Source organism: Nocardia wallacei, assembly GCF_029869545.1.
In the GTDB taxonomy this organism is placed as follows: Bacteria; Actinomycetota; Actinomycetes; order Mycobacteriales; family Mycobacteriaceae; genus Nocardia; species Nocardia wallacei_A.
In genome coordinates this window covers 57,412-78,159 of the sequence record NZ_JARWQD010000249.1, presented here as the reverse complement: position 1 = coordinate 78,159, position 20,748 = coordinate 57,412, and the positions used below count along the sequence as shown (strand labels likewise).

General features: G+C 68.9%; 21 protein-coding genes. 16 read left to right on the top strand and 5 right to left on the bottom strand.

Annotated elements, in window-relative coordinates; translation table 11 throughout:
- The first annotated feature begins 25 nt into the window (after window positions 1-25).
- Window positions 26-976 carry a DUF1702 family protein gene (locus QH290_RS21320; RefSeq protein ID WP_280384685.1) on the top strand — a complete coding sequence of 317 codons (951 nt, stop codon included), beginning with the start codon at window positions 26-28 and terminating at the stop codon, window positions 974-976.
- A gap of 5 nt (window positions 977-981) precedes the next feature.
- Window positions 982-1,788: an SDR family NAD(P)-dependent oxidoreductase gene (locus QH290_RS21315; RefSeq protein WP_280262396.1), complete on the top strand. Its 807-nt coding sequence runs from the start codon at window positions 982-984 to the stop codon at window positions 1,786-1,788.
- A gap of 6 nt (window positions 1,789-1,794) precedes the next feature.
- Here the strand turns inward: QH290_RS21315 and QH290_RS21310 are convergent, their stop codons facing one another.
- Complete coding sequence (locus tag QH290_RS21310; protein ID WP_280384683.1) at window positions 1,795-2,784, bottom strand: UbiA family prenyltransferase; 990 nt, start codon at window positions 2,782-2,784, stop codon at window positions 1,795-1,797.
- A 91-nt stretch (window positions 2,785-2,875) separates the two neighbouring features.
- On the opposite strand from QH290_RS21310, the gene QH290_RS21305 reads away from it, so the two are divergent.
- From QH290_RS21305 to QH290_RS21295, 3 genes are read left to right on the top strand one after another with little or no spacing between them, the layout of a single operon-like run.
- The gene (locus tag QH290_RS21305; RefSeq protein WP_280384681.1) at window positions 2,876-3,745 is read left to right on the top strand and encodes a geranyl diphosphate 2-C-methyltransferase; all 870 of its coding nucleotides are present in this window, start codon (window positions 2,876-2,878) and stop codon (window positions 3,743-3,745) included.
- Window positions 3,745-4,314, top strand: coding sequence for an isopentenyl-diphosphate Delta-isomerase (gene idi, locus QH290_RS21300; RefSeq protein ID WP_280384680.1), 570 nt, complete (start codon window positions 3,745-3,747; stop codon window positions 4,312-4,314). Before QH290_RS21305 ends, idi begins: the two co-directional genes overlap by 1 nt.
- Before the next feature lie 3 nt (window positions 4,315-4,317).
- Window positions 4,318-5,334, top strand: a complete 1,017-nt coding sequence (locus QH290_RS21295) for a UbiA prenyltransferase family protein (RefSeq protein WP_280384678.1) — start codon at window positions 4,318-4,320, stop codon at window positions 5,332-5,334.
- Here the strand turns inward: QH290_RS21295 and QH290_RS21290 are convergent.
- Entirely contained in the window at window positions 5,321-6,124 is an 804-nt protein-coding gene (locus QH290_RS21290; RefSeq protein ID WP_280262406.1) for an NAD(P)H-binding protein, read from the bottom strand. The two genes, QH290_RS21295 and QH290_RS21290, sit on opposite strands and share 14 nt — an antisense overlap.
- Window positions 6,125-6,256: 132 nt before the next feature.
- Between QH290_RS21290 and QH290_RS21285 the strand changes: the two genes are divergently transcribed.
- From QH290_RS21285 to QH290_RS21265, 5 genes are all read left to right on the top strand, one after another.
- A complete protein-coding gene (locus QH290_RS21285) occupies window positions 6,257-7,147 on the top strand; it encodes an AraC family transcriptional regulator (RefSeq protein ID WP_280262409.1) in 891 nt (296 codons plus the stop codon).
- 61 nt (window positions 7,148-7,208) lie between these two features.
- A complete protein-coding gene (locus QH290_RS21280) occupies window positions 7,209-7,814 on the top strand; it encodes a chemotaxis protein CheB (RefSeq protein WP_280384676.1) in 606 nt (201 codons plus the stop codon).
- Window positions 7,811-9,628 (top strand): CheR family methyltransferase, encoded by a 1,818-nt coding sequence (locus tag QH290_RS21275; protein ID WP_280384674.1) that lies wholly within the window; start codon window positions 7,811-7,813, stop codon window positions 9,626-9,628. The genes QH290_RS21280 and QH290_RS21275 overlap by 4 nt, the downstream gene beginning before the upstream one ends.
- Before the next feature lie 43 nt (window positions 9,629-9,671).
- Window positions 9,672-10,571, top strand: a complete 900-nt coding sequence (locus tag QH290_RS21270; protein WP_280262413.1) for a GAF domain-containing protein — start codon at window positions 9,672-9,674, stop codon at window positions 10,569-10,571.
- Between the two features lie 31 nt (window positions 10,572-10,602).
- Entirely contained in the window at window positions 10,603-11,379 is a 777-nt protein-coding gene (locus QH290_RS21265; RefSeq protein ID WP_280262415.1) for a GAF and ANTAR domain-containing protein, read from the top strand.
- Between the two features lie 9 nt (window positions 11,380-11,388).
- On the opposite strand, the gene QH290_RS21260 is transcribed toward QH290_RS21265, so the two are convergent.
- A complete protein-coding gene (locus tag QH290_RS21260) occupies window positions 11,389-12,429 on the bottom strand; it encodes an NAD(P)-dependent alcohol dehydrogenase (protein ID WP_280384672.1) in 1,041 nt (346 codons plus the stop codon).
- A 110-nt stretch (window positions 12,430-12,539) separates the two neighbouring features.
- On the opposite strand from QH290_RS21260, the gene QH290_RS21255 reads away from it, so the two are divergent.
- The 5 genes from QH290_RS21255 to QH290_RS21235 all read left to right on the top strand — a co-directional run bounded on the left by QH290_RS21255 (window position 12,540) and on the right by QH290_RS21235 (window position 17,632).
- Complete coding sequence (locus QH290_RS21255; protein ID WP_280384670.1) at window positions 12,540-14,015, top strand: flavin-containing monooxygenase; 1,476 nt, start codon at window positions 12,540-12,542, stop codon at window positions 14,013-14,015.
- Window positions 14,016-14,114: 99 nt separating this feature from the next.
- Complete coding sequence (locus QH290_RS21250; RefSeq protein WP_280262420.1) at window positions 14,115-14,738, top strand: TetR/AcrR family transcriptional regulator; 624 nt, start codon at window positions 14,115-14,117, stop codon at window positions 14,736-14,738.
- Window positions 14,739-14,795: 57 nt separating this feature from the next.
- On the top strand, window positions 14,796-15,671 hold the full coding sequence (locus tag QH290_RS21245) for a bile acid:sodium symporter family protein (RefSeq protein WP_280384668.1): 876 nt from the start codon (window positions 14,796-14,798) through the stop codon (window positions 15,669-15,671).
- Window positions 15,672-15,743: 72 nt separating this feature from the next.
- Complete coding sequence (locus tag QH290_RS21240) at window positions 15,744-17,135, top strand: family 1 glycosylhydrolase (protein WP_280384665.1); 1,392 nt, start codon at window positions 15,744-15,746, stop codon at window positions 17,133-17,135.
- An 89-nt stretch (window positions 17,136-17,224) separates the two neighbouring features.
- Window positions 17,225-17,632, top strand: a complete 408-nt coding sequence (locus QH290_RS21235; RefSeq protein ID WP_280262426.1) for a hypothetical protein — start codon at window positions 17,225-17,227, stop codon at window positions 17,630-17,632.
- A 25-nt stretch (window positions 17,633-17,657) separates the two neighbouring features.
- Here the strand turns inward: QH290_RS21235 and QH290_RS21230 are convergent, their stop codons facing one another.
- Entirely contained in the window at window positions 17,658-18,674 is a 1,017-nt protein-coding gene (locus tag QH290_RS21230) for an alpha/beta hydrolase (protein WP_280262454.1), read from the bottom strand.
- A 177-nt stretch (window positions 18,675-18,851) separates the two neighbouring features.
- Between QH290_RS21230 and ligD the strand changes: the two genes are divergently transcribed.
- A complete protein-coding gene (gene ligD, locus QH290_RS21225) occupies window positions 18,852-19,874 on the top strand; it encodes a non-homologous end-joining DNA ligase (protein WP_280384663.1) in 1,023 nt (340 codons plus the stop codon).
- A gap of 49 nt (window positions 19,875-19,923) precedes the next feature.
- On the opposite strand, the gene lexA is transcribed toward ligD, so the two are convergent.
- Window positions 19,924-20,580 (bottom strand): transcriptional repressor LexA, encoded by a 657-nt coding sequence (gene lexA, locus QH290_RS21220; protein ID WP_280384661.1) that lies wholly within the window; start codon window positions 20,578-20,580, stop codon window positions 19,924-19,926.
- Window positions 20,581-20,748 lie beyond the last annotated feature (168 nt).

Genomic DNA, 20,748 nt, shown 5'->3' with positions numbered 1-20,748 from the left:
CAGAATCGAGGATCACATGCCATCGATGATCGGACCACTCCGGTCGGCGCTGCTGGGCACCGGCACCGACGTGCCCCCGCTGGGCAGACCCGGTTTCCAGGCGCCGAGCCCGGCGACGAAGGCCGAACTGGAGCGCGTCGCCACGAATCTGGCGAGCTGCATCGACGTCGCCGTCCGCAGTAAGAACAACGACGAGCTGATCGCCCACATCAACCAGCTGCCCGAGCGGTACCAGGGCTTCGCATTCGAGGGCGCCGCAACGGGTTTGGCCGCGGTCGACTCGATCACCCCGTTCAGCACCCGCGCCCACGACCTCATCGCCGGGCCCGCCGCCAAGCACGACCTGACCATGTACGTCGGTGTCGGGCTGGCGATGGGCCGGATCCCGAGGCCGTTCTGGCGGAAGGTGATGCCCAAGCATCCGTCCTACCGCTGGCTGGCGATCGACGGCTACGGCTTCTACAACGCCTTCTTCCGCACCGAGAAGTACATCGGCCAGCATTACGTCGACACCCGCTACCCCCGCTGGATGGGCGATCGCGCACCGCTGCTGCGGGCGGCCGATCAGGGCATCGGGCGGGCGCTGTGGTTCGTCAGCGGCGGCTCGCCGGAGGGTGTCGCGAAGCTGATCGAGGAGTTCGACGCGAGCCGGCACGCCGACCTGTGGGGCGGAATCGGCATCGCGACCACGTTCGCGGGCGGTGTGGAAACCGCCGACCTGGAGGCGATCCTGGCCCGGGTGCCGCAGTTCCGGCGGCCGCTGGCCGCCGGATCCGCCATGGTCGCCAAGATCCGCACGCAGGCCGACAACGCCATCCCGCACACCCACGCGGCGGTGCGCACCTACACCGGCCGCACCCTCGACGAGGCCGCCGCGCTGATCGATCAGGCCTTCGACGAGGTGCCCCAGGACGGCACCGCGGCCGCCTACCAGCGCTGGCGCGATCACCTCGGCGTGCTGGCCACACCGAAATGAGCACCATGGACTGGACGGGAAAGCACGTCATCGTCACCGGTGCCTCCGAGGGGATCGGGGCGGCCGTGGCGGCCGCGTGCGCCCGCCGCGGGGCCCGGGTGTCGATCATCGCCCGGCGCCCGGATCCCTTGCGGGAGACCGCGAATCGCCTCGGGGCCGACCATGCGGCCGCCGATGTCACCGATCGTCCGGCGCTCACCGCGGCGATCAAGGAGCTGGAGGCCCGCAACGGCGACTGCGCGGTGCTGGCCTGCTGCGCCGGTCTCACCCTGCCGGGGCTGTTCGTGGACCTGGCCGACGACGAGTTCGAGATCCAGTCCGACGCCAACTATCTCGGGTCGGTCAACGCCGTGCGCGCCGTGCTCCCGGGGATGCTGGACCGCGGCACCGGCCATGTGCTGCTGCTGAGTTCGACCTCGGCGTTCCTCGGCATCCCGGGATACGGAGCCTACGCCCCGACCAAGGCGAGCATCCGCCAGCTCGGGCTGTGCCTGCGGTACGAGGCCGAACCGGCGGGCGTGCGGGTGTCGGTGCTGTATCCCGCCGATACCGACACCCCGGGTCTGGTCCGGGAGAACCTGCGCAAACCGGCGGAGACCAAGGCCATCACCGGCTCCATCGATCCGATGCCCGCCGCCGAGGTCGGTGAGGCGGCGGTGCGCGGGCTGGAGCGGGGCCGCGCGCATATCGCCGTCGACCCGCTCACCACCTTCCTGATGCGCTGGGCCAATCTCCCCGAGGATTTCATGCGGCCGTTCTTCCGCCGCAGTATCGCCCAGGCCCGTCGCCGCACCACCCGGGCGGCCTCATGACCGCTGTCACCGGGCCGCGAACACTGCCGCAGCGGGGACCACCGACCCCCAGGCCAGCAGCATGGCCACGAACGCCCAGGATTTCGCGCCGCGCACGACCTCCATCGCCGCCGCCAACTCCTTGCCGCGCACACCGGTCAGCAAGTGCAGGAAATAACGCACCCCGACGCCGATCATCGCCAGATACGGAATATAGGTCCAGGAAAATCCGGCGAGCGGAAACGTCGCCGCGACGAAAATGGCGGCACCGACCACGAGTTGGGTCAGCCCGAGCACGAACGAGGCCGCCAGGCCGAGCGCACACGGTGCGGTATTGATGGAATGTTCGGTATCCTCCGGAACATCCTCCGCCGCATTCACGATGAATGCCGAATTGACCGTCAGCGCGAGTCCGAGAATCGCCAGCACGGCCGCCCATTCGATCGGACGATCGTAGGTGCGCAGCAGAACAATTCCGGGAAGGAAGGTCACCATCACCAGCACCGTCGGAACCTGCCATATTCCGGCGCCCTTCAAATGCAGCGGCGGCAGCGAATACTGAAATGCCAGCACGACCCCGATACCGACGAGAAGCAGCAGCTCGACGTGACCGGTCAGGGTCACCAGCCAGATCAGGAACACGGCGATGGCGGCGAGCCGCTCCAGGATCAATCTCCGGACCCGGCGCACCCCGAGCTCGTGCACCGCGCGGGACAGGCGCGACTTGAATTCCATATCCAGCCAGCGGTCGGCGAGGCAGTTCACGACGTTGGTGACCAAGACATAGGCGGTGAGCATGACAAAGGTGACGAGCATCCGTAACGAGAACACCTCACCCCACGAATGGGTGCTCACCACCACCGACGCGGCCATGACCCCCATGCCCAGCGGAACGACCTCCATCCGCTGGACGGCCAGGCCGAACCGGAAAAACTCCCGCACCGAAAGTTTTCGCCCCTCCTCACCCGGACCGACCGCAAATACGCGGCGGAACTCCGATACCGAACTCATGGTCATCGAATTCTCCAATTCCCTGGCCAACACCCCTGTACCCGCGCATAATACAAGCAATCCCGGCCGATGAAAACAGTGCGAAAGGATGGCGACCATGTCAATGCTGGACTCGGCAACGGACAATGTACTTCGAACCCCATACCAGCGAGCCGTCGCCGATTACTGGAACAACAATCCGAACGACGATCGCGTCAATGTCCGGCTCGGTGAGGTGGACGGCCTCTACCATCACCACTACGGAATCGGGGATTACGACCCGCAGGTCCTGACGGGCCCGGAGGAGACTCGCGAGGAGCGCCTCGTCGCCGAAATGCATCGGCTGGAAACCGCGCAGGCCGACTATTTGCTGGACCAATTCGGCCCGGTGACGGCCGAGGATCGGCTGGTCGACGCCGGCTCCGGTCGCGGCGGGACCAGCATCATGGCCCACGCCCGCTTCGGCTGCCGGGTCGACGGCGTCTCGATCTCGGAGTATCAGGTCGGCTTCGCCAACGAGCAGGCCGAGCAGCGCGGGATCACCGACCGGGTCGCCTTCCACCTGCGCAACATGCTCGACACCGGATTCGACACCGGCTCGATCCGCGGCATCTGGACCAACGAAACCACCATGTACGTCGACCTGTTCGAGCTCTACACCGAGTTCGCCAGGCTGTTGCGGCCGGGCGGGCGCTACGTGTGCATCACCGGGTGCTCCAACGATGTCATCGGCGGCCGGTCCTCGGCGGTGAGCCAGATCGACGCCCACTACACCTGCAACATCCACCCGCGCAGCGAGTACTTCAAGGCGCTGGCCGCGAACAAACTGGTGCCGGTGAGCGTGGTCGACCTGACCCCGGCCACCATCCCGTACTGGGAGCTGCGCTCGCATTCGGAACTGGCGACCGGGGTGGAGAAGCCGTTCCTCACCGCCTACCGGGAGGGCAGCTTCCAGTATCTGCTCATCGTTGCCGACAGAGTCGCCTGATGGCCTCCGGCACAGGACAATTCGAGGCCGATCGCGAGGCGCTGCTCGTCGAACTGGTCGACGGGGACGGCTTCGCGGTCGGTTCGTGTTCGGTGGCACGGGCCCATCATCGGCCCGGGCGGCTGCATCGCGCGTTCTCGGTGCTGCTGTACGACCCGGCGGGGCGGGTGCTGCTGCAGCGGCGCGCCGCGGTCAAGACGCGGTTCCCCGGACTGTGGTCGAACGCGTGCTGCGGACATCCGGCCCCGGGACAGGACGTGGTCGGCGCGGCGACGATCCGGCTGAAGGAGGAACTCGGCACGATCTCCGACACCCTGACCGAGGTCGGCGTCTATCGCTATCGCGCGCTGGACCCGCTCGAGAGCCAGGAGGAGAACGAGTGGGATCACGTGCTGGTCGGCACGCTCAGCGACGCTGTGCTGCAACCGGATCCGGCCGAAGTCTCCGAATGCGCGTGGGTCGACCCCGCCGAACTGCACGCGGCGCTCACGGTCGAGCCCGACCGCTACACTCCCTGGCTGCTCGGCGTGCTCGAGGTGGCCAGGCCCGAATTCTCGAGGAACGGATAGCAATTGCCGACTGTCACTCACAACGACGTGAGTCCGACCCACCGGGGTCGACTACAACGCATCTTCACGGCCGGTCCTGGCGAGCAGGGCCGGTCCCTGACACCGGGCACCCGGGTCAACTACGCGCTGTGGTTGACCCGGCCCGAGATCGCGCCCATGTCCGCGGCCGTGATGGTGGCCGATGTGCTGTTCAGCGCCCACTCCGGCGCCGAGATATGGAACGTTCCCATGCTGGTCGCGGCGCTGATCCTCGCCGTGGCCATCCAGGTGCTGCACGTCGCCAACTGCCTGGCCGACCGCTGGGTCGATATGGAGTACAAGTCCAAGTTCTCCCGCATGGTGCGCGATCTCGGGGTGCGGTTCGTGGCGTGGGAGATCTACCTCATGGTCGCCTTCATCCTGCTCGGCGGCCTCTATCTCGCCTGGGCGACAAGGCATCTCGATCTGCTGCTCATCGTTCCGCTGGGCACCTTCCTGCTGCTGCAGTATTCGCTGCCGCCCTGGCATTTCAAGTCCGCCGGGTTCTGGCAGATCCCGTGGACCTACGTCGCCACGATGGTCTTCCCCGGGCTGGTGGTGCTGCGGCTCTATGATCGGCCCATCGAAATCCCCGCGCTGCTGGCCGTTCTCGGCCTCGGCCTGACACTGACCGGGCTCTTCTCGGTCAACACCGCCGAGGATCTGCCCGAGGACGCCGAGCACGAGATCATGACCTCGGTGCGGGCGCTGGGCCTGCGCGCCTCGTTCGCCGAGTCGATCACGCGAGTGAGCGTCGGCGCCGCCCTCGTCATCGGAAGTGTTGTGGCCGTGGCGGGTTGGACCTGGACCCTCATCCCCTACGCCGCCGTCCTGGCGATCGTCCTGTGGTATCTCGGCAGCACCCTGGCGGGCATCTGGGGCAAGCCACCCGACGAAGCCATGACCATCGTGCGCCCCCGCGCCGCACTCTTCGTCGTCATGGTCGCCCTCATGGCCTGGACGACAGTCCTCCCCGCGGCCGCCACCTTCACCTCCCGGTGAAGGGGCGGGGGGCGCGGCCCAGGAGGGTGTGGACATCGGGGTGGAGGTGGGCGTAGGCGCCGCGCTCCTGGGCGGCGAAGGTTTCCAGTGACCAGTCGAGCGCCGATTCCCGGATGCCTGCCGCGCGTTGCTCGGTGATCCAGTCCGGCAACGGGATTCGAGTGAAGCGCGCCTGCTTTCCCGTAGCCGCGGAGATCAGGGCGACGGCCTCGGTGTAGGAGACGGCGCGGGCACCGGTCAGCGTGTAGATGCGACCGCTGTGGCCGTCGGCGGTCAGCGTCTCGATCGCGACATCGGCGATGTCACGGACGTCGATGTAGGCGACGCGGGTCCGCGGGGCCACCGGCAGCCGGAGTTCCCCGGCGGCGAGTGCGCGACCGGTCCGTTCGCCCGGGTCGAAATTCTGCGCGAACGCTCCGGGCCGCAGGATCGTCCACTCCAGCCCGCTCTCACGCACCGGTGTTTCGCGCGACGCCATCGGCACACTCCCGTATCCGGCACTCAGGCCCGACAGCAGCACCAGGCGCCGCACGCCCGCGGCCTCGGCAGCCGTCACGAACTCCCCCACCCGCTCGGCCGGGAAGTCCGGATCCATCGGCGTCACCAGGTAGACGGCACCAGCACCACCCAGAACCTGTGCCCACGTAGCGGATTCGAACCAGTCGAACCGCACGTCCGCCCCGGCCCGCGCCGCCGTGCGCACCACATCCCCACGCTCCCGCACCCCGGCCGCCACCAGCCGCCCCGTCTTCCCCGTCCCCCCGACCACCACCGTCGTCCCGTTCCTCATCCCCCAACCACCCCGACCATCTGTCGTTCCGATCTCATGCTTCGAGTCAATAGGGGCTTGACCGGCGCGGCCATCTGTAGCGGGCTCGACTACCTTCGTGTTCGGTTCAGGGGGCTCGGTAGCGTCGTATCGGTGGACGTGCTTGCGGAGATGCTGCAGGGGATTCGGGCGCAGGGCTCGCTGCTGTGGCGCGCCGATCGCCAGGCGCCGTGGTCCTGGCTGGCCGATCAGGCGGCGCCGCTGACGCTCTACGCCGTCCTGCACGGTCACGCCTGGCTCACTCGTGACCACCACACCACCGAACTCACCGCCGGGGATATCGCCCTGATCCGCGGCACCGGGCCGCACGTGCTCGCCGACGCGCCGGACTCGCCGCCGCAGGTCCGCATTCACGCGGGCGCGCACTGCACGGCCCTGCGCGCACCCGTCGCGGGGCACGGCGGGCGCGCGGTCGTCATCGCCGGAACCTACGGCAGTATCGATATCGCGGGCCGCAGGCTGCTCGACTCGCTGCCCGAATACGTCTGCGTCACAGCCGATTCCGGTACCTCACCGGCCGCGCTGGCGCTCCTGGACGAGGAGATCGACCACCTCGGCCCCGGCCGCCAGGCGGTCCGCGATCGCCTGCTGGATCTGCTGCTCGCGCACACGCTGCGCGCCTGGCTCGCGGGCACCGAGCCGGATTCGCCGGGATGGCATGCGGCACTGCGGGATCCGATCGTCGCCCGGATCCTGCACGCGATCCACTCCAGCCCGGGCCACCCGTGGACCGCCGATTCCCTGGCCGCGCACGCCGCGGTCTCCCGCGCCACCCTGTATCGCCGGTTCACCGCGCTGTTCGGCGAGTCGCCGCTGTCCTACCTCACCGGCCGCCGCATGACCCTGGCCGCCGATCTGCTGGCGCACGGCGAGACGGTCACGACGGTCGCCCGTAAAGTGGGTTACCGCAACCCTTTCGCCTTCAGCACCGCCTTCCGCCGCCACCACGGCAAACCCCCGAGCGACCTGCACCCGACACACTGATCCCCGCTCGAGCGCCCCCGGCATACCACGAGACCGGCCGTCGGCGCGCTAGGCTGATGCCGTGAACGACTCCAGCCGAGTTCCACCGGCCGAGAGTTACGGCATTGTAGCGATCGCCTCGTCCGCCGGAGGCATCACCGCATTGAGCCGGGTGCTCGGCGGTTTCCCGCACGACTTTCCGGTCCCGATCCTGGTGGTGCAGCACCTCGATCCGCGCCATCACACCGTCATCGCCGACGTGCTGTCGCGGCGCTGCCAGCTGCCCGTGCGACTGGCCGAGGCCGATGTGCGCGCCGAGGCCGGCGTCGTCTATGTGGCGCCGCCCAATCACCATCTGCTGGTCGGGTCCGGCGGCGTGCTCTCGTTGTCCAGCAGCGAGCTGGTCCATTTCGTGCGCCCGTCGGCCGATCTGCTCTTCGAGTCCGTGGCCGGGGCCTACGGTTCCCGCGCCATCGCGTGTGTGCTGACCGGGTCCGGCAGGGACGGCTCCATGGGTGTCGGTGCCGTCAAGTCCCGGGGCGGCACGGTGATCGCGCAGGATCCGCAGGACGCGGAGTTCAAGGGCATGCCCGAGGCCGCGGTCGGCACCGGCGCGGTGGACTTCATCCTGCCGCTGCACGAGATCGCCGAGGTCATCGCAGGGCTGGTCGGGGTGAGCGGCTCGTGACGGAGTCCGACGGGAGCGCGGCCCTCGAGGAGGGCACCGCGGGCGAGGGATCGGTGGAGGATCTGCTGATCTTCATCCGCGACTCCCGCGGCTTCGACTTCACCGGCTACAAGCGGTCGTCCCTGGCTCGCCGGATCCGCAAACGCATGCACGAGGTGCGGATCCCCGATTACCACGACTACCGCGACTATCTGGAAAGCAACGCGGACGAGTTCCGGCACCTGTTCAACACCATTCTCATCAATGTCACCAGTTTTCTGCGCGACATCGACGCCTGGCAGTATCTGCAACGCGAGGTCGTCCCCGAGCTGGTCACCGGCACCGATCCCGCCGACGAGATCCGGATCTGGAGCGCCGGTTGTTCCAGCGGCGAGGAGGCGTATTCGCTCGCCATCGTGTTCGCCGAGGTACTCGGCATCGAGGAATGCGTCCGCCGCGTCAAGATCTACGGCACCGATGTCGACGAGGAGGCGTTACGCGACGCCCGGACCGGCATGTACACCGCCAAGGCCCTGGAACCGCTGTCGAACGAACTGCGCACCAAGTATTTCGAGCCCAACGGGGACAAATTCCTCTTCCGGTCGGATCTGCGCCGCCGGGTGATCTTCGGCCGCCACGACATCACCCGCGATGCCCCCATATCCCGGCTGGATCTGCTGGTCTGCCGCAACACCCTGATGTATTTCAACGTGGAGGCGCAATCGCAGATCCTCGATCGCTATCACTTCGCGCTGCGCGAGGGCGGCTTCCTGTTCCTCGGCAAGGCCGAGATGCTGCTGTCGGACGGTGACCGCTTCGACGTGGCGAATATGCGTCAACGCATCTTCCGCTGTCGCGGCGGTCGTACCGTCACGCCGCATCCGCCCGTCCTCCCGAGGCTCGACGCCGGTCTCGGCAAGGAGGTGCAGGGCTTCGTCAAGCGGCGGCAGGTCGGTGAACTGGCCCTCGAGAACGCGCCGTTCGCGATGCTCGGCGTCGACACCGACGGCCGGGTCACGATCGCCAACACGCAGCTGCGCACCCTGTTCGGCCTGACCCTGCACGATATCGGGCGCCCCCTCAGCGATCTCGAAATCTCCTACCGCCCGGTCGAATTGCGGTCGCTGATCGAACAGGCCGTCGCGGAGCACCACAATATCCGCATCGGCTCCGTGGAGCGCCGCATGGGGCCCGAGGACAACCAGTTCTTCGATGTCCACATCCAGCCGCTGTGGTCCGCGGACGGCGTGAACGCCGGAGTCGTCGTCAATTTCATCGATACCACCGTCGCGACCCGCCTGTCGCTCGAGGTCAAGGTCAAGCGCGAGGAGCTCGAAACCGCCTACGAGGAACTGCAATCCACCAACGAAGAACTCGAAACCACCAACGAGGAACTGCAGTCGGGCAACGAGGAACTCGAGACCATGAACGAGGAGCTGCGCATCCGCACCGATGAGCTGGATGAGACCCGCACATTCCTCGAGGGCATTCTGTCCAGCGTCGCGGCGGGCGTGGTGGTGCTCGACGGCGACCTGCGGGTGCGCAGCTGGAACCGCGGCGCCGAGGAGCTGTGGGGGCTGCGGTCCGACGAGGTGAATCAGCAGTTCTTCCTCGCCCTCGACTTCGGGCTGCCGACCGAGCGGCTGCAGGAGCCCATCCGGCGGTGCCTGAAGACCCGGCGGCGCACCGACCCGGTGGAGATGCCCGCCGTCAACCGCATCGGCCGCTCGATCCTGTGCGCGGTCGTCTGCTCACCCCTGGACGGCAGCCGCGACGGCGTGGTCCTGTTGATGGAGGAATCGGCACAGTCCGCCGATGCGCCGCAACGAAACTGACTCAACCGGCGCCCGATGCCCGCGGCAGGGTTACGCTTGCCGGGTGTCGTCGTTACCGGACGAGCACCAGGATATCGCCGAGGCGCTGCGGCTGTACGCCCTGGAATTACAACGCGCGGCCCACGCCGCCGCCATCGCCGAGCGGCACGAGGAGCAAGCGGAGCACCCACCTGCCTCGATGCGGCCGTTCCGCCAGCGCATGGCCACCCTGCACCGCACCATCGAGGCACGCCACCGCGCCTGCGCGCGGCTGCATCGGCTCTACGCACTCCGCCTGCAGAAATGGCGCGCCACCGGCGGCGGGACCCGGCGACCGGTCTTCATGGCGGCCGTCGCCGATCAGCTGCGCGTGCGCAGCGCCGCGGTGGTGCTCTACGACGACGAGCAGCGGGAACTGCTCACCGCCACCTCCGATGCGGTCGCGCAGACCGTCCACGAGCTCGAGACCGTGATCGGCACGGGCCCCGCCCTCGACATCGCCGCCGGTCGGGACCAGGTGCTCGCCAACGACCGCGATTTCGCCCGGCTCTGGCCCGAATTGGGCGCAGCCCTGGCCGATCTCGGAGTGCGCACGGTGCTGGCCGTCCCGCTGCGGGCCGCCTCCCGGCGCCTGGGGGCGCTGTGCCTGTACTCGCGCAGTGCCGTGCTGACCGACGACGCCGTCACCGGCGCCGACCGGGTCGCCGACGTACTGGCCAATACCGTTCTGCTGGCGGGGTCGAGCACCGATGCCGCGCCCGGCGACCTGTCCCTGCGGGGTGCGCTGTTCGACGACGCCGATTACCTCACCGATGTGAACCAGGCGGCGGGGGTGGTCGCCGTGCAGTGTTGCTGCGATCCGGACACCGCGCTGACGCTGCTGCGGGCCCGGGCCTTCGCCGAGAGTGTGCCGCTGCCCGTCCTCTCCCGCCGAGTCCTCGAGGAGGGGTACCGATTATGCTGATTCACAATATCTTCCGAGCCGAGGCGGTGCCATGACCAACCGACTGGCGACCGGTCTGTCGGCACTGACGTCCGCGTTGCTGTCGCCCGAACCGGTCGAAGACTTCCCGCGCAATATCGCCGAGATCATCTCCGAGATGCTTCCGCGGCGGCCGCTGGCCGGTGTCGTCCTGCTCGAGGGGAACACCACCGTCGGCGGCTCGCGCGATGCCCACGCCATGCTGCTCGACGAGGCGCGCCGGGCGGACGGTATGGCGGCCGCGCGCGAGGCGGTCCGGTCACGGCAGCCCGTCTCGGTGACCGATCTCGGCACCGAACAGCGCTGGGGCGCCTACCCGGAGCGGATGGTGCGGCACGGGATCCGTTCCGCCGAGGTGTGCCCGCTCCTGTCGAACGACGAGGTGCTCGGCGCGCTCGGCCTGTACTCGGCCCGGCCCCACGGCTTCGACGACGAGGGCCGCCGGACGCTGGCGCTCGTCGCCGAGCACGTCGGCCTGCTGCTGGGCTGGGCCCTGACCGCCGCCCACCAGGAACAGCTCACCGAGCAGTTGCGCGCGGCACTGAATTCCCGATCCGTGATCGATCAGGCCATCGGAATCCTGATCGGGCAGCACCGATGCAGCCGGGACGAGGCGTTCGACATGCTGCGCCACATATCGAATCAACGCAACGTCAAACTGTCCCGCGTCGCCGCCCAGCTCGTCACCGCGGTCAGCGGGACGGGCTCTGCCGCAATCCATTTCGACGATCCCGCGGCGCCGCGAGCCGCGGCACCGGGTTGGCCCGCGACGATCGTGCCCGAGAACTGACCCGGCGGGTCAGGGCACGAGTACCGCGCGGCCGCGCACCTGCCCCTTGTCCAGCCGGGCGAACGCCTCCGGGCCCTGGGCCAGGCTGTATTGCTCCACCTCGATGCGCAACCGCCCGGATTGCGCGAGGGCGAGGGACTCGATCAGATCCGATCGGGTGCCGCCCAGCGATTTCCGGACCGAAGCACCCCACGGCCAGCCGGGCCCACCGGCCGGGCCCGCCGTGATCTCCGGTGCGCCGCCGCCGATTCCGACCATCCGGTAGGCACCGTTGGGTGCCACGGTTTCCACCGCGAGCCGCGCGGTCGCGTCGATGCCGACGAAGTCGAAGACGGCCTCCGCGCCCCGGCCGCCGGTACGGTCGAGGATCTCCGCCGCGGTGTCGGCACCCGCGAGCAGGCCCAGATCGGCCCCGCAGGCCGCGGCGAGAGCCAGCTTGTCCTGCTCGACGTCGACCGCGATCACGCGTACGCCGCTGACCGCGCGCAGGATCTGCACCGCCACGTGCCCGAGCCCGCCGATGCCGATGGCGACCGCGGTGGCGCCGGGCCGCAGCTGCTCGCGGGCGCCGCGGATGGCGTGGTAGGGCGTGAGCGCGGCGTCGGCGACGGGTGCGGCCTGCAGGAAGTCCAGGTCGCCGATCGGGACGAACGCGCTCGCCGGAATCCGCGCGTACTCGGCCATGCCGCCGTCCGGGCCCAGGCCCGGGCACGGCGGATACGCCGCGCGCCCGGCGGCCACGCAGACGTTCTCGTTGCCGCTCACGCATTCCCGGCAGCTTCCGCACGTCCAGAACAGGTAGACCACCCCGCGCTCGCCCACCTCCCGCCCGGACACCCCGCTGCCGACCGCCTCGACGGTCCCGGCGAATTCGTGGCCGAGGGTCAGCGGGTCCTCGCGCAGCCGCATCGGGAAGTTCACCAATGTCAGATCGGAATGGCACACCCCGGCGGCCCCGACCCGCAGGAGCAGATCGGCCGGGCCGATCTCGGGAACCGGAACGTCGCGGACCTCAACGGTTTCCGGCCCGGTGTACTGCAGTGCTCGCATCGCGCATCCTTCACACCTTGTGATGTGGCGCACACGATAACATTTCGCTGGACATGGAGTCCATTGAATGACTTACCGTCTAGCATCGGGGTGGGAGACGGGAGCAGACGATGAATCCCACCGAATCCAGGCGGCCGCGCGTCGCGATCGTGGGCGCGGGCATCTCCGGCATCTGCCTGGGAGTGTTCCTGCGGCGCGCGGGTTTTCACGACTTCACCATCTTCGAGAAGGCCGCCGGATTCGGCGGCACCTGGCGCGACAACAGCTATCCGGGGCTGGTGTGCGATGTGCCGTCGCGGTACTACCAGTTCACCTTCGCCAAGAATCCGGACTGGACACAGCTGTATTCCACCGGGCCGCAGATCAACCGATACCTCACCGAGGTCGCGCACGCGCACCGCCTGCACCGGCACACCCGGTGGCACAGCGAGATCACCGCCGCCGAATTCGACGGCCGCGCATGGCATCTCACCACCGCCGCCGGTGCGCGCGAGCGTTTCGACTTCGTGGTGTGCGCCACCGGATTCCTGCATCACCCGCGACTGCCGCAGATCCCCGGTCTCGACGACTTCGCCGGGCCCGCCTTCCACTCCTCCCGCTGGGATCACGGTATCGACCTGCGCGGCAAGCGAATCGGGGTGATCGGCACCGGCTCGACCGGCACCCAGCTCGTGCGCGCCCTCGCCGGGCGGGTACCGCGGGTCGTACTGTTCCAGCGCAGCGCGCAGTGGGTGCTGCCGACCGTCAACCGGCCCTACACCCGGCTGTCACGGGCGCTGTATCGACGCTGGCCGGCGCTCAGCGCGCTGTCCTACCGGCTCAACGCCCTGACGTTCGCGCTGTTCTCGCGGGGGCTGGTGCGCCCGGGCCCCGTGCGGCAAGTGATCAACGCGGTCTGCGCGGCCCACCTGCGCACGGTGCGGGATCCCGAATTGCGGCGGGCCCTCACCCCGGACTACCCACCGATGTGCAAGCGGCTGGTGGTGTCCGACGGCTTCTACGCGGCCGTGCAGCGCCCCGACGTCGACCTGGTCACCGCGGCCGTCGACCGCATCGACCCGCACGGCGTCGTGACCGCCGACGGCCGCCACCACGACCTCGACATCCTGGTGCTGGCAACGGGTTTCGACTCGCACGCCTATATGCGCCCGATGGCGATCACCGGGACCGGCGGCCGCACCCTCGACCAGGTGTGGGCCGACGGACCGCACGCGTTCGAGGCGATGATGCTGCCCGGGTTCCCGAATCTGTTCATGCTCATCGGCCCGCACAGCCCGGTCGCCAACCATCCGCTCACCGCGGTGGCCGAGGCCCAGTCCCGTCGCATCGTCGAGTGGCTGCGGGCCTGGCGCGACGGCGAGTTCACCACCGTCGAACCCACCGCCGCGGCCACCGCGGCCTACAACGAGCGGCTGCGCGCGGCGATGCCGGGCACGGTGTGGGCGGCCGGGTGCCACAGCTGGTACCTGGGCCGCAACGGAATTCCCGAGGTGTGGCCGTCGAGCCCGGCGCGGTTCGACAGGCTCATGCGCCGCGCACCCGTTCTCGCCGATTACGCCCTCGATCGCCCGGCCGTGTCCCGCTGAAATACGGCCGTTCCGTACGGCATTCCGCGCGGCCCGATCGACCCGGCCCTGACCGAGCACTCGGTCGGGGTCGTTATCCGACCGTGATAGGCTCCGCGCATGTCGACTCCCGGGCGCCCGCGCGGCACCGCCCGCAAGGAACGGATTCTCGACGTCGCGCTGAAGACGTTCGCCGACAACGGTTTCCGCGGCGCGTCGATCGCCGAGATCGCCGAGCGCTGCGGTCTGTCGCAGCCCGGACTGCTGCACCACTTCCCCACCAAGGCCGCGCTGCTGACGGCCGTGCTCGAATACCGCGACCGCGTGGACTACGAACGCCTGGGCGCCCCCGACGATCTGCGCGGCCCGGCCGCGCTCGACCGGCTGGCCGCCCTCGTCGCCTACAACGCCCACGTCCCCGGCCTGGTCCAGCTGTTCACCGTCGTCACCGGCGAGGCGATCACCGCCGACCACCCGGCGCACGGCTGGGCGGTCGATCGCTACCGCCGCCTGCGGGCCTGGCTGGTGCGAGCGCTCGACGACGGTGTCACCGCGGGCACCGTCGCCGCCGGGACCGACACCGCGGCCCTGGCCCGCCAGGTCACCGCCATGATGGACGGCCTGCAGCTGCAATGGCTGCTCGACCCCGAAAACGTCGACATGGCAGCACTATTCCGTGCCTACATCGACGGCGTCATCGCTCGCGTATCCCCCGCGCCCGCCCATCCGCACCCGATTCACTAGTGTCGGAACCCGGTGCCGGGCAGCACAACCGGCGGGTGCGCAGATGAGGAGTTCGCAGTGGGTTCGTTGTTCGCGGTGGTCCTGCCCCTCGCCCTGGCCCTGGTGATGTTCGGCCTCGGACTCACCCTGACCGTGGACGATTTCGCCCGGGTGCTGCGCTATCCGAAGGCGGCCGCGGTGGCGCTCGCCTGTCAGATGCTGCTGCTGCCCGCGATCTGCCTGGGCCTGATCTACCTGTTCGGGCTCGACGGCGCGGTGGCGGCGGGCATGCTGCTGCTGGCCGCCTCTCCCGGTGGGCCGTCGGCGAATCTGTTCAGCCATATCGCCGGGGGCAATGTGGCACTGAACATCACGCTCACCGCCGTCAATTCGGTGCTGGCGGTGTTCACCCTGCCGCTGATGGTCGGACTGTCGTATGTGTTGTTCCTCGACGGCGATGCCGGAATCGGGCTGCGCCCGGACAAGTTCGCGCAGGTCTTCGCGATCGTGCTGATTCCGGTGGCGCTCGGCATGTGGGTGCACCGCCGGTTCCCGGACCGGTCGCGGCGGGCGCAGGGCAGCGTGAAGGTGCTGTCGGTCGTGGTGCTGGCGCTGGTGGTACTCGCGGCCGTGGCCCGCGACTTCGACACGCTCACCGACAATGTCGGCGCGCTGGCGGCGGTATGCCTGCTGCTGGCCACGATCGGCATTCTGGTGGGCTATTACGTGTCGCGGCTGTTCGGCATCGGCGCCGATCAGGCCGTGGCGGCGGCCATGGAGATCGGGATCCACAACGGTGCGCTGGCCATCGCCGTGGCGACGTCGGTGCTGCACAACTCGGCGATGTCGGTGCCGCCCGCGGTCTACGGCGTGCTGATGAACGTGCCCGCCGCCGTCGCCGCGGCGCTGTTCGCCCGTCGCGCGCGTACCGGGCTGGCGGCGACCGCGTCCTGAATCCACCCCTGAGCGGCCGACACGCCGCCCGCCGCCACGGATTTCAGCAATTGGCCAGCTACGCTTGCTGGAATGCGACAGTCGACTCGCCGGCACGCGTTGGCGGCATGTGCCGCCGCGGTAGCGACGATGCTCCTACCGGGGCTGGTGGCGGCCGCCCCCGCGACCCCGCGACACGACGAGTGGCAGCTCGGCGACGATTTCCTCTGGGGCGTGGCCGCCTCCGGCTTCCAGTCCGAAGGCTCTGCGCCCGACAGTAATTGGACGCGCTACATCGAATCCGGTGCGGTCGACAAGTACAAGGATTCGGTGCGGTTCCTCGATTTCTACGACGACGACATCAAACACGCCGCCGCCCTCGGCGTGCGGGTGTTCCGGATGAGCATCGAATGGGCCCGCGTGCAGCCCGGCCCCGGGCCCGACGGCTGGGACGAGCAGGCATTCGCCAAGTACGACAAGATGGTCGAGCGGATCCGCGCCTACGGCATGACGCCGATGATCACCCTGGATCACTGGGTGTATCCGGGCTGGGCCGCCGACCGCGGCGGCTGGCTGGACGAGCGCATGGTCGGCGACTGGCTGACCAACGCGCGAAAGGTCGTGAACCGCTTCGCGAAATACGAGCCGATGTGGGTGACGATCAACGAGCCCCTGGCCTATGTCGGCTCCGAACGCCGCATCGGCGCCGTCTCCTCCAACGAGGAGGCCGATCTCATGGTGGAGCGACTCGCCCAGGCGCACAACGACATCTACGACACCATCCACAACAACCAGCCCGGCGCCCTGGTCACCAGCAACGTCGGATTCGTGTCCGGCAAGGAGGCCGAGGTCAATCACGGCTTCGTCGACCGGGTGCGCGACAAGCTCGACTTCCTCGGTGTCGACTACTATTTCGGCCCCGACGAGCAGACCGCCGCGACCGGCACCTCGGCGGGCGCGCCGCAGATGTGGGAGCTACCGCAGCAAACCGAGGGCATCTACTACGCCCTGCGGCACTACCACGAGTATCTCGACGGCAAACCGATCTACGTGGTGGAGAGCGGGATGCCCACCGACAACGGGACCGAGGGCGACTGCCGCAAGAACACCGATCCGCCGATCGAGAGCACACCCGAGCACCCCTACTGCCGCGCCGACCATCTGCGCGACACCCTCTACTGGATCCAGCGCGCCAGGGCCGACGGCATGAACGTCATGGGCTACAACTACTGGAGCCTCACCGACAACTACGAATGGGGAAGTTACGCACCGCGTTTCGGCCTGTACACCGTGGACGTCGAGAGCGACCCCACCCTGACCCGCACCGCGACCGGCGCCGTCGACGCCTACGTCGCCCTCGTCCGCAACGGCGGCGTGCCCGCGGGGTACGTCCCCACCCGGCTGCCCGCGCCGTGCTCCCAGGTCGATCCGCCCGCGAGCTGCGACCGCCCGGTGACCGTCGAGCCCGGGATGACCGGCTCCTGACCTCTCCTCGCCGAGCCGCGTTTGGGCGCTCGGCGTTCGGGGTAACTACCCGAACGCTCGATGTCACAGGAAGAGGAAAAGGTTCAACATTGATCAACGCCAAGAAGTCGATCGCCGCGGGTGCCGCCGCACTCGGGATCACCGCCGGTCTTGCGGTGTTCCTGCCTGCTACCGCATCCGCGGCCAGCTATGGCGGCCAGTGCGGCGAGGGGTTCACCGTCGTCGACCAGCATGATCTGCGGGGCGGCACGGTCTACCTCACCTACAACGGCAGGACCAACTGCGTGGTCACCATCCGGGACACGCCGGGTGAGCCGATTTCGATGGGCGCGGCGGTGCGGCAGTCCAAGGATCACTCCGCGGTGGTCATCAACGACGATCGCACGTTCACCGAGTACGCCTTCGCCAAGGTCGAGGCCGAAGGTAAGTGCATCGACTGGGGCGGCCGCATCAAGGACGACGTCTTCGAGGAGTTCGGCACGCACTGCGGCGACTGACCGCTGAGGGTTGCCCGCCTGTCGCTCAGGCGGGCAACTCCAGCCCCGCCGCCAGCACCGGCCACGACTTGATCAGCGCGTCGTGCCAGTAACCCCAGGAGTGCGTGCCGGTGGGCGGGAAATCGTAGGTCGCCGGAATGCCCAGCGAATTCAGCTTGGCCTGCATGTTGTGACTGCAGTAGTTGACCGCGGCCTCGATGACGCCGCCGATGGTGAGCTGATTGGCCCAGCCGCCCACACCGGGCAGGGTGTAGGGGCCGTCGAGGCCGTCCCACTGCCCGGGCAGCCCGGATCCGCTGGAGATGAACAGATTCAGCCCGCGCAGCTGGTCCGCGTGCACGTACGGATCGTTCTCGGCCCACATCGGATCGTTCTGCGGTCCGTACATGTTGTCGGTGTTGCCGCCGCCCCACACGTTGACCGCCAGATTCACGAAGGTGTAGCCGGTGGGGTCGGAGATCTGCGCGCAGCCGCTGTAGGCCGCGACCGACTTGTACAGGCCCGGTTTGGCGATGGGCAGCTGCAGCACCGAGGTGCCCGAGGTGGACAGTCCCGCAATGGCATTGAGCCCGTTGGTGCCCAGCGCGCCGTCGATCAGCGGCGGCAGTTCCTCGGTGAAGAACGTCTTCCACTTGTTCACGCCCAGCACCGGATCGGGTGCGCGCCAGTCGGTGTAGTAGCTCCATTTGCCGCCCACCGGCTGGACCACGTTGACGTCCTTGTCGGCCAGGAACCGCAGTGTGTCGGGCGCGCGCTGGTCCCAGGTGGCGCTGTCCTCGCCGCCGCCGGCGCCGTTGAGCAGGTACAGCACCGGGCGCGGCACGGAGGCGTCGCGCGGGCGCTGCACGTCGACGGGGAAGGTCTTGTCCATGGCCTTGGAGTAGACGTACAGCCGGATATTGCGGTCGTCCTGCACCGTGGCGCGGGTGATGTAGGAGCCGTCGGCGGCCCGCGGGTCGGCGAGCAGGCTGCCGGAGGTGATGACGGGGTCGGCGGCCGCCGGGCCCGCCACGACCGCCGTCGACAGCACCGCGAAAGTCATTGCGGCGAGAGCCGTTCCGATCCGATTCCGTACCGCCACGTGCACCTCCGTTGCCGATTTCCACCGCACCGGGCACTTGCACCCCTGCATGGACTCTAATTCAGCAGTTACCGTTTGGCGACCCGCTGCGGACGCGCGTCGCGGCCGGGGTGCCCGCCACGAATCAGACCGACGAGTATGATCGAGCAAGTCTTCAGCAACGTCCGTGTCCGGGAGAGGATGGGCGAGGCGGGTATGACGCGGTTGCCGCGGTACGCGGCGATGCTGGCCACGGCGGGTCCACTGCCCGCCGAGGACGGCCGCTGGGCCCGCGAGACCAAGTTCGACGGCATCCGCGCCATCGGGTACATCGATGACTCGCTGCGCCTGGTCTCGCGCAACGACAAGGACATCACCGCGGCGTGGCCGGAACTGGCCGGTCTGGCGCCCGCCACCCCGCGCTTCGTCGTCGACGGGGAGATCGTGGCCGTCGGCGCCGCGGGCCGCACCAGTTTCGAGGCGCTGCAGCCGCGCATGCACCTGCGCAACCAGGGCCGGATCCGGGCGCTCGCCGAGGCCGACCCGGTGACCTACATGATCTTCGACCTGCTCCACATCGGCGACCGGTCGCTGATCGACCTGCCGTATGAGCAACGCCGCGAGTTCCTCGAGAGGCTCGGGCTGACCGGCCCGCACTGGCAGGTGCCGCCGCGGCTGTCGGGCACCGGCGCCGAGGCCCTCGCCGAATCGCGGCGGCACGGGCTCGAGGGCATCGTCTGCAAGCGGCTCGACAGCCGGTACCTGCCCGGGCGCCGCAGCGAGCTGTGGACCAAGGTGAAGAACATCCGCGAGCAGGAGGTGGTGATCGTCGGCTGGCGCCCCGGGACCGGCCGCCTCGCCGGTCGCATCGGCTCGCTGCTGCTCGCAATCCACGACGACACAGGGAAACTCGTCTATTCCGGCAGCGTCGGCACCGGCTTCACCGCGGCCATGCTCGACGACCTCGCTGCCGACCTGCGCCCCCTGCGCCGCACCACACCGACGGTGAAAGCCGATGTCCCCGACGCGGTCTGGGTCTCCCCCGAGCTCGTCGGCGAGGTCGCCTTCACCGAGTGGACCCGCGACGGGCGCCTGCGCCACCCGTCCTGGCGCGGCCTGCGCCCGGACAAGTCACCGGATCAGGTCACCCGCGAACCCCAGTCCGACGACTCCGCCTCCTGACCGCCACGCGCCCGAATCCCGGGCGGTGATCGGCGCGCGGCGCTCCGGTTCAGACGCGGCGCATGACCGAGACGACCTTGCCCAGGACGACGGCGTGGTCGCCGTCGATGACCTCGTAAGCGGGGTTGCGGGGCTCGAGGTAGACGTGGCCGCCGCGGCGGCGGTAGACCTTCACCGTGGCCTCCTCGTCGATCATGGCGGCGACGATCTCGCCCGAATGCGCCTCGTGCTGGCGGCGCACCACGACGATGTCGCCGTCGCAGATGGCGGCGTCGATCATCGAGTCACCGCGCACGCGCAGGCCGAAAACCGTTCCGCGGCCGACGAGTTGGCGCGACAGGGTCAGGATGTCGTCGGTGTGTTCCTCGGCGAGGATCGGGGTGCCCGCGGCGATATCGCCGACCACCGGTACCGCCACCGACTCCTCGTCGCGGTCCGCGGGCGCCTCGGCCCGCAGGAACAGCCGCACATCGATCGGCCGCGACATGCTGTCGCTGCGCCGCAGGAATCCCTTGTCCTCGAGCGCCTTCAGATGTTTGGACACCGACGACGAGGACCGCAGCCCCACGGCCTCCCCGATCTCGCGCGTGCTCGGCGGATACCCGTGCCGCACCACCCAGTCGCGAATGGTCGCCAGGATCCGCTGCTGCCGCAGCGGCAGGATCGAGGTGTCGAGGTGCTCGAACGCATCGTCGTATCCGGTCACCGGGAAATAGTAGAGGGTGGCTCTCGACGCCCCGCCACCCGCCCATTCTTGGACATTCGATCATCGGAAAAACCAGGAGGAATTTCCCACGGATTCCTTGTCACGGAACTCGGTTTTTATGCTGGGAAAACAGATGAGCTGCCGCGGTTTTCCGCGTCAAACCATCGA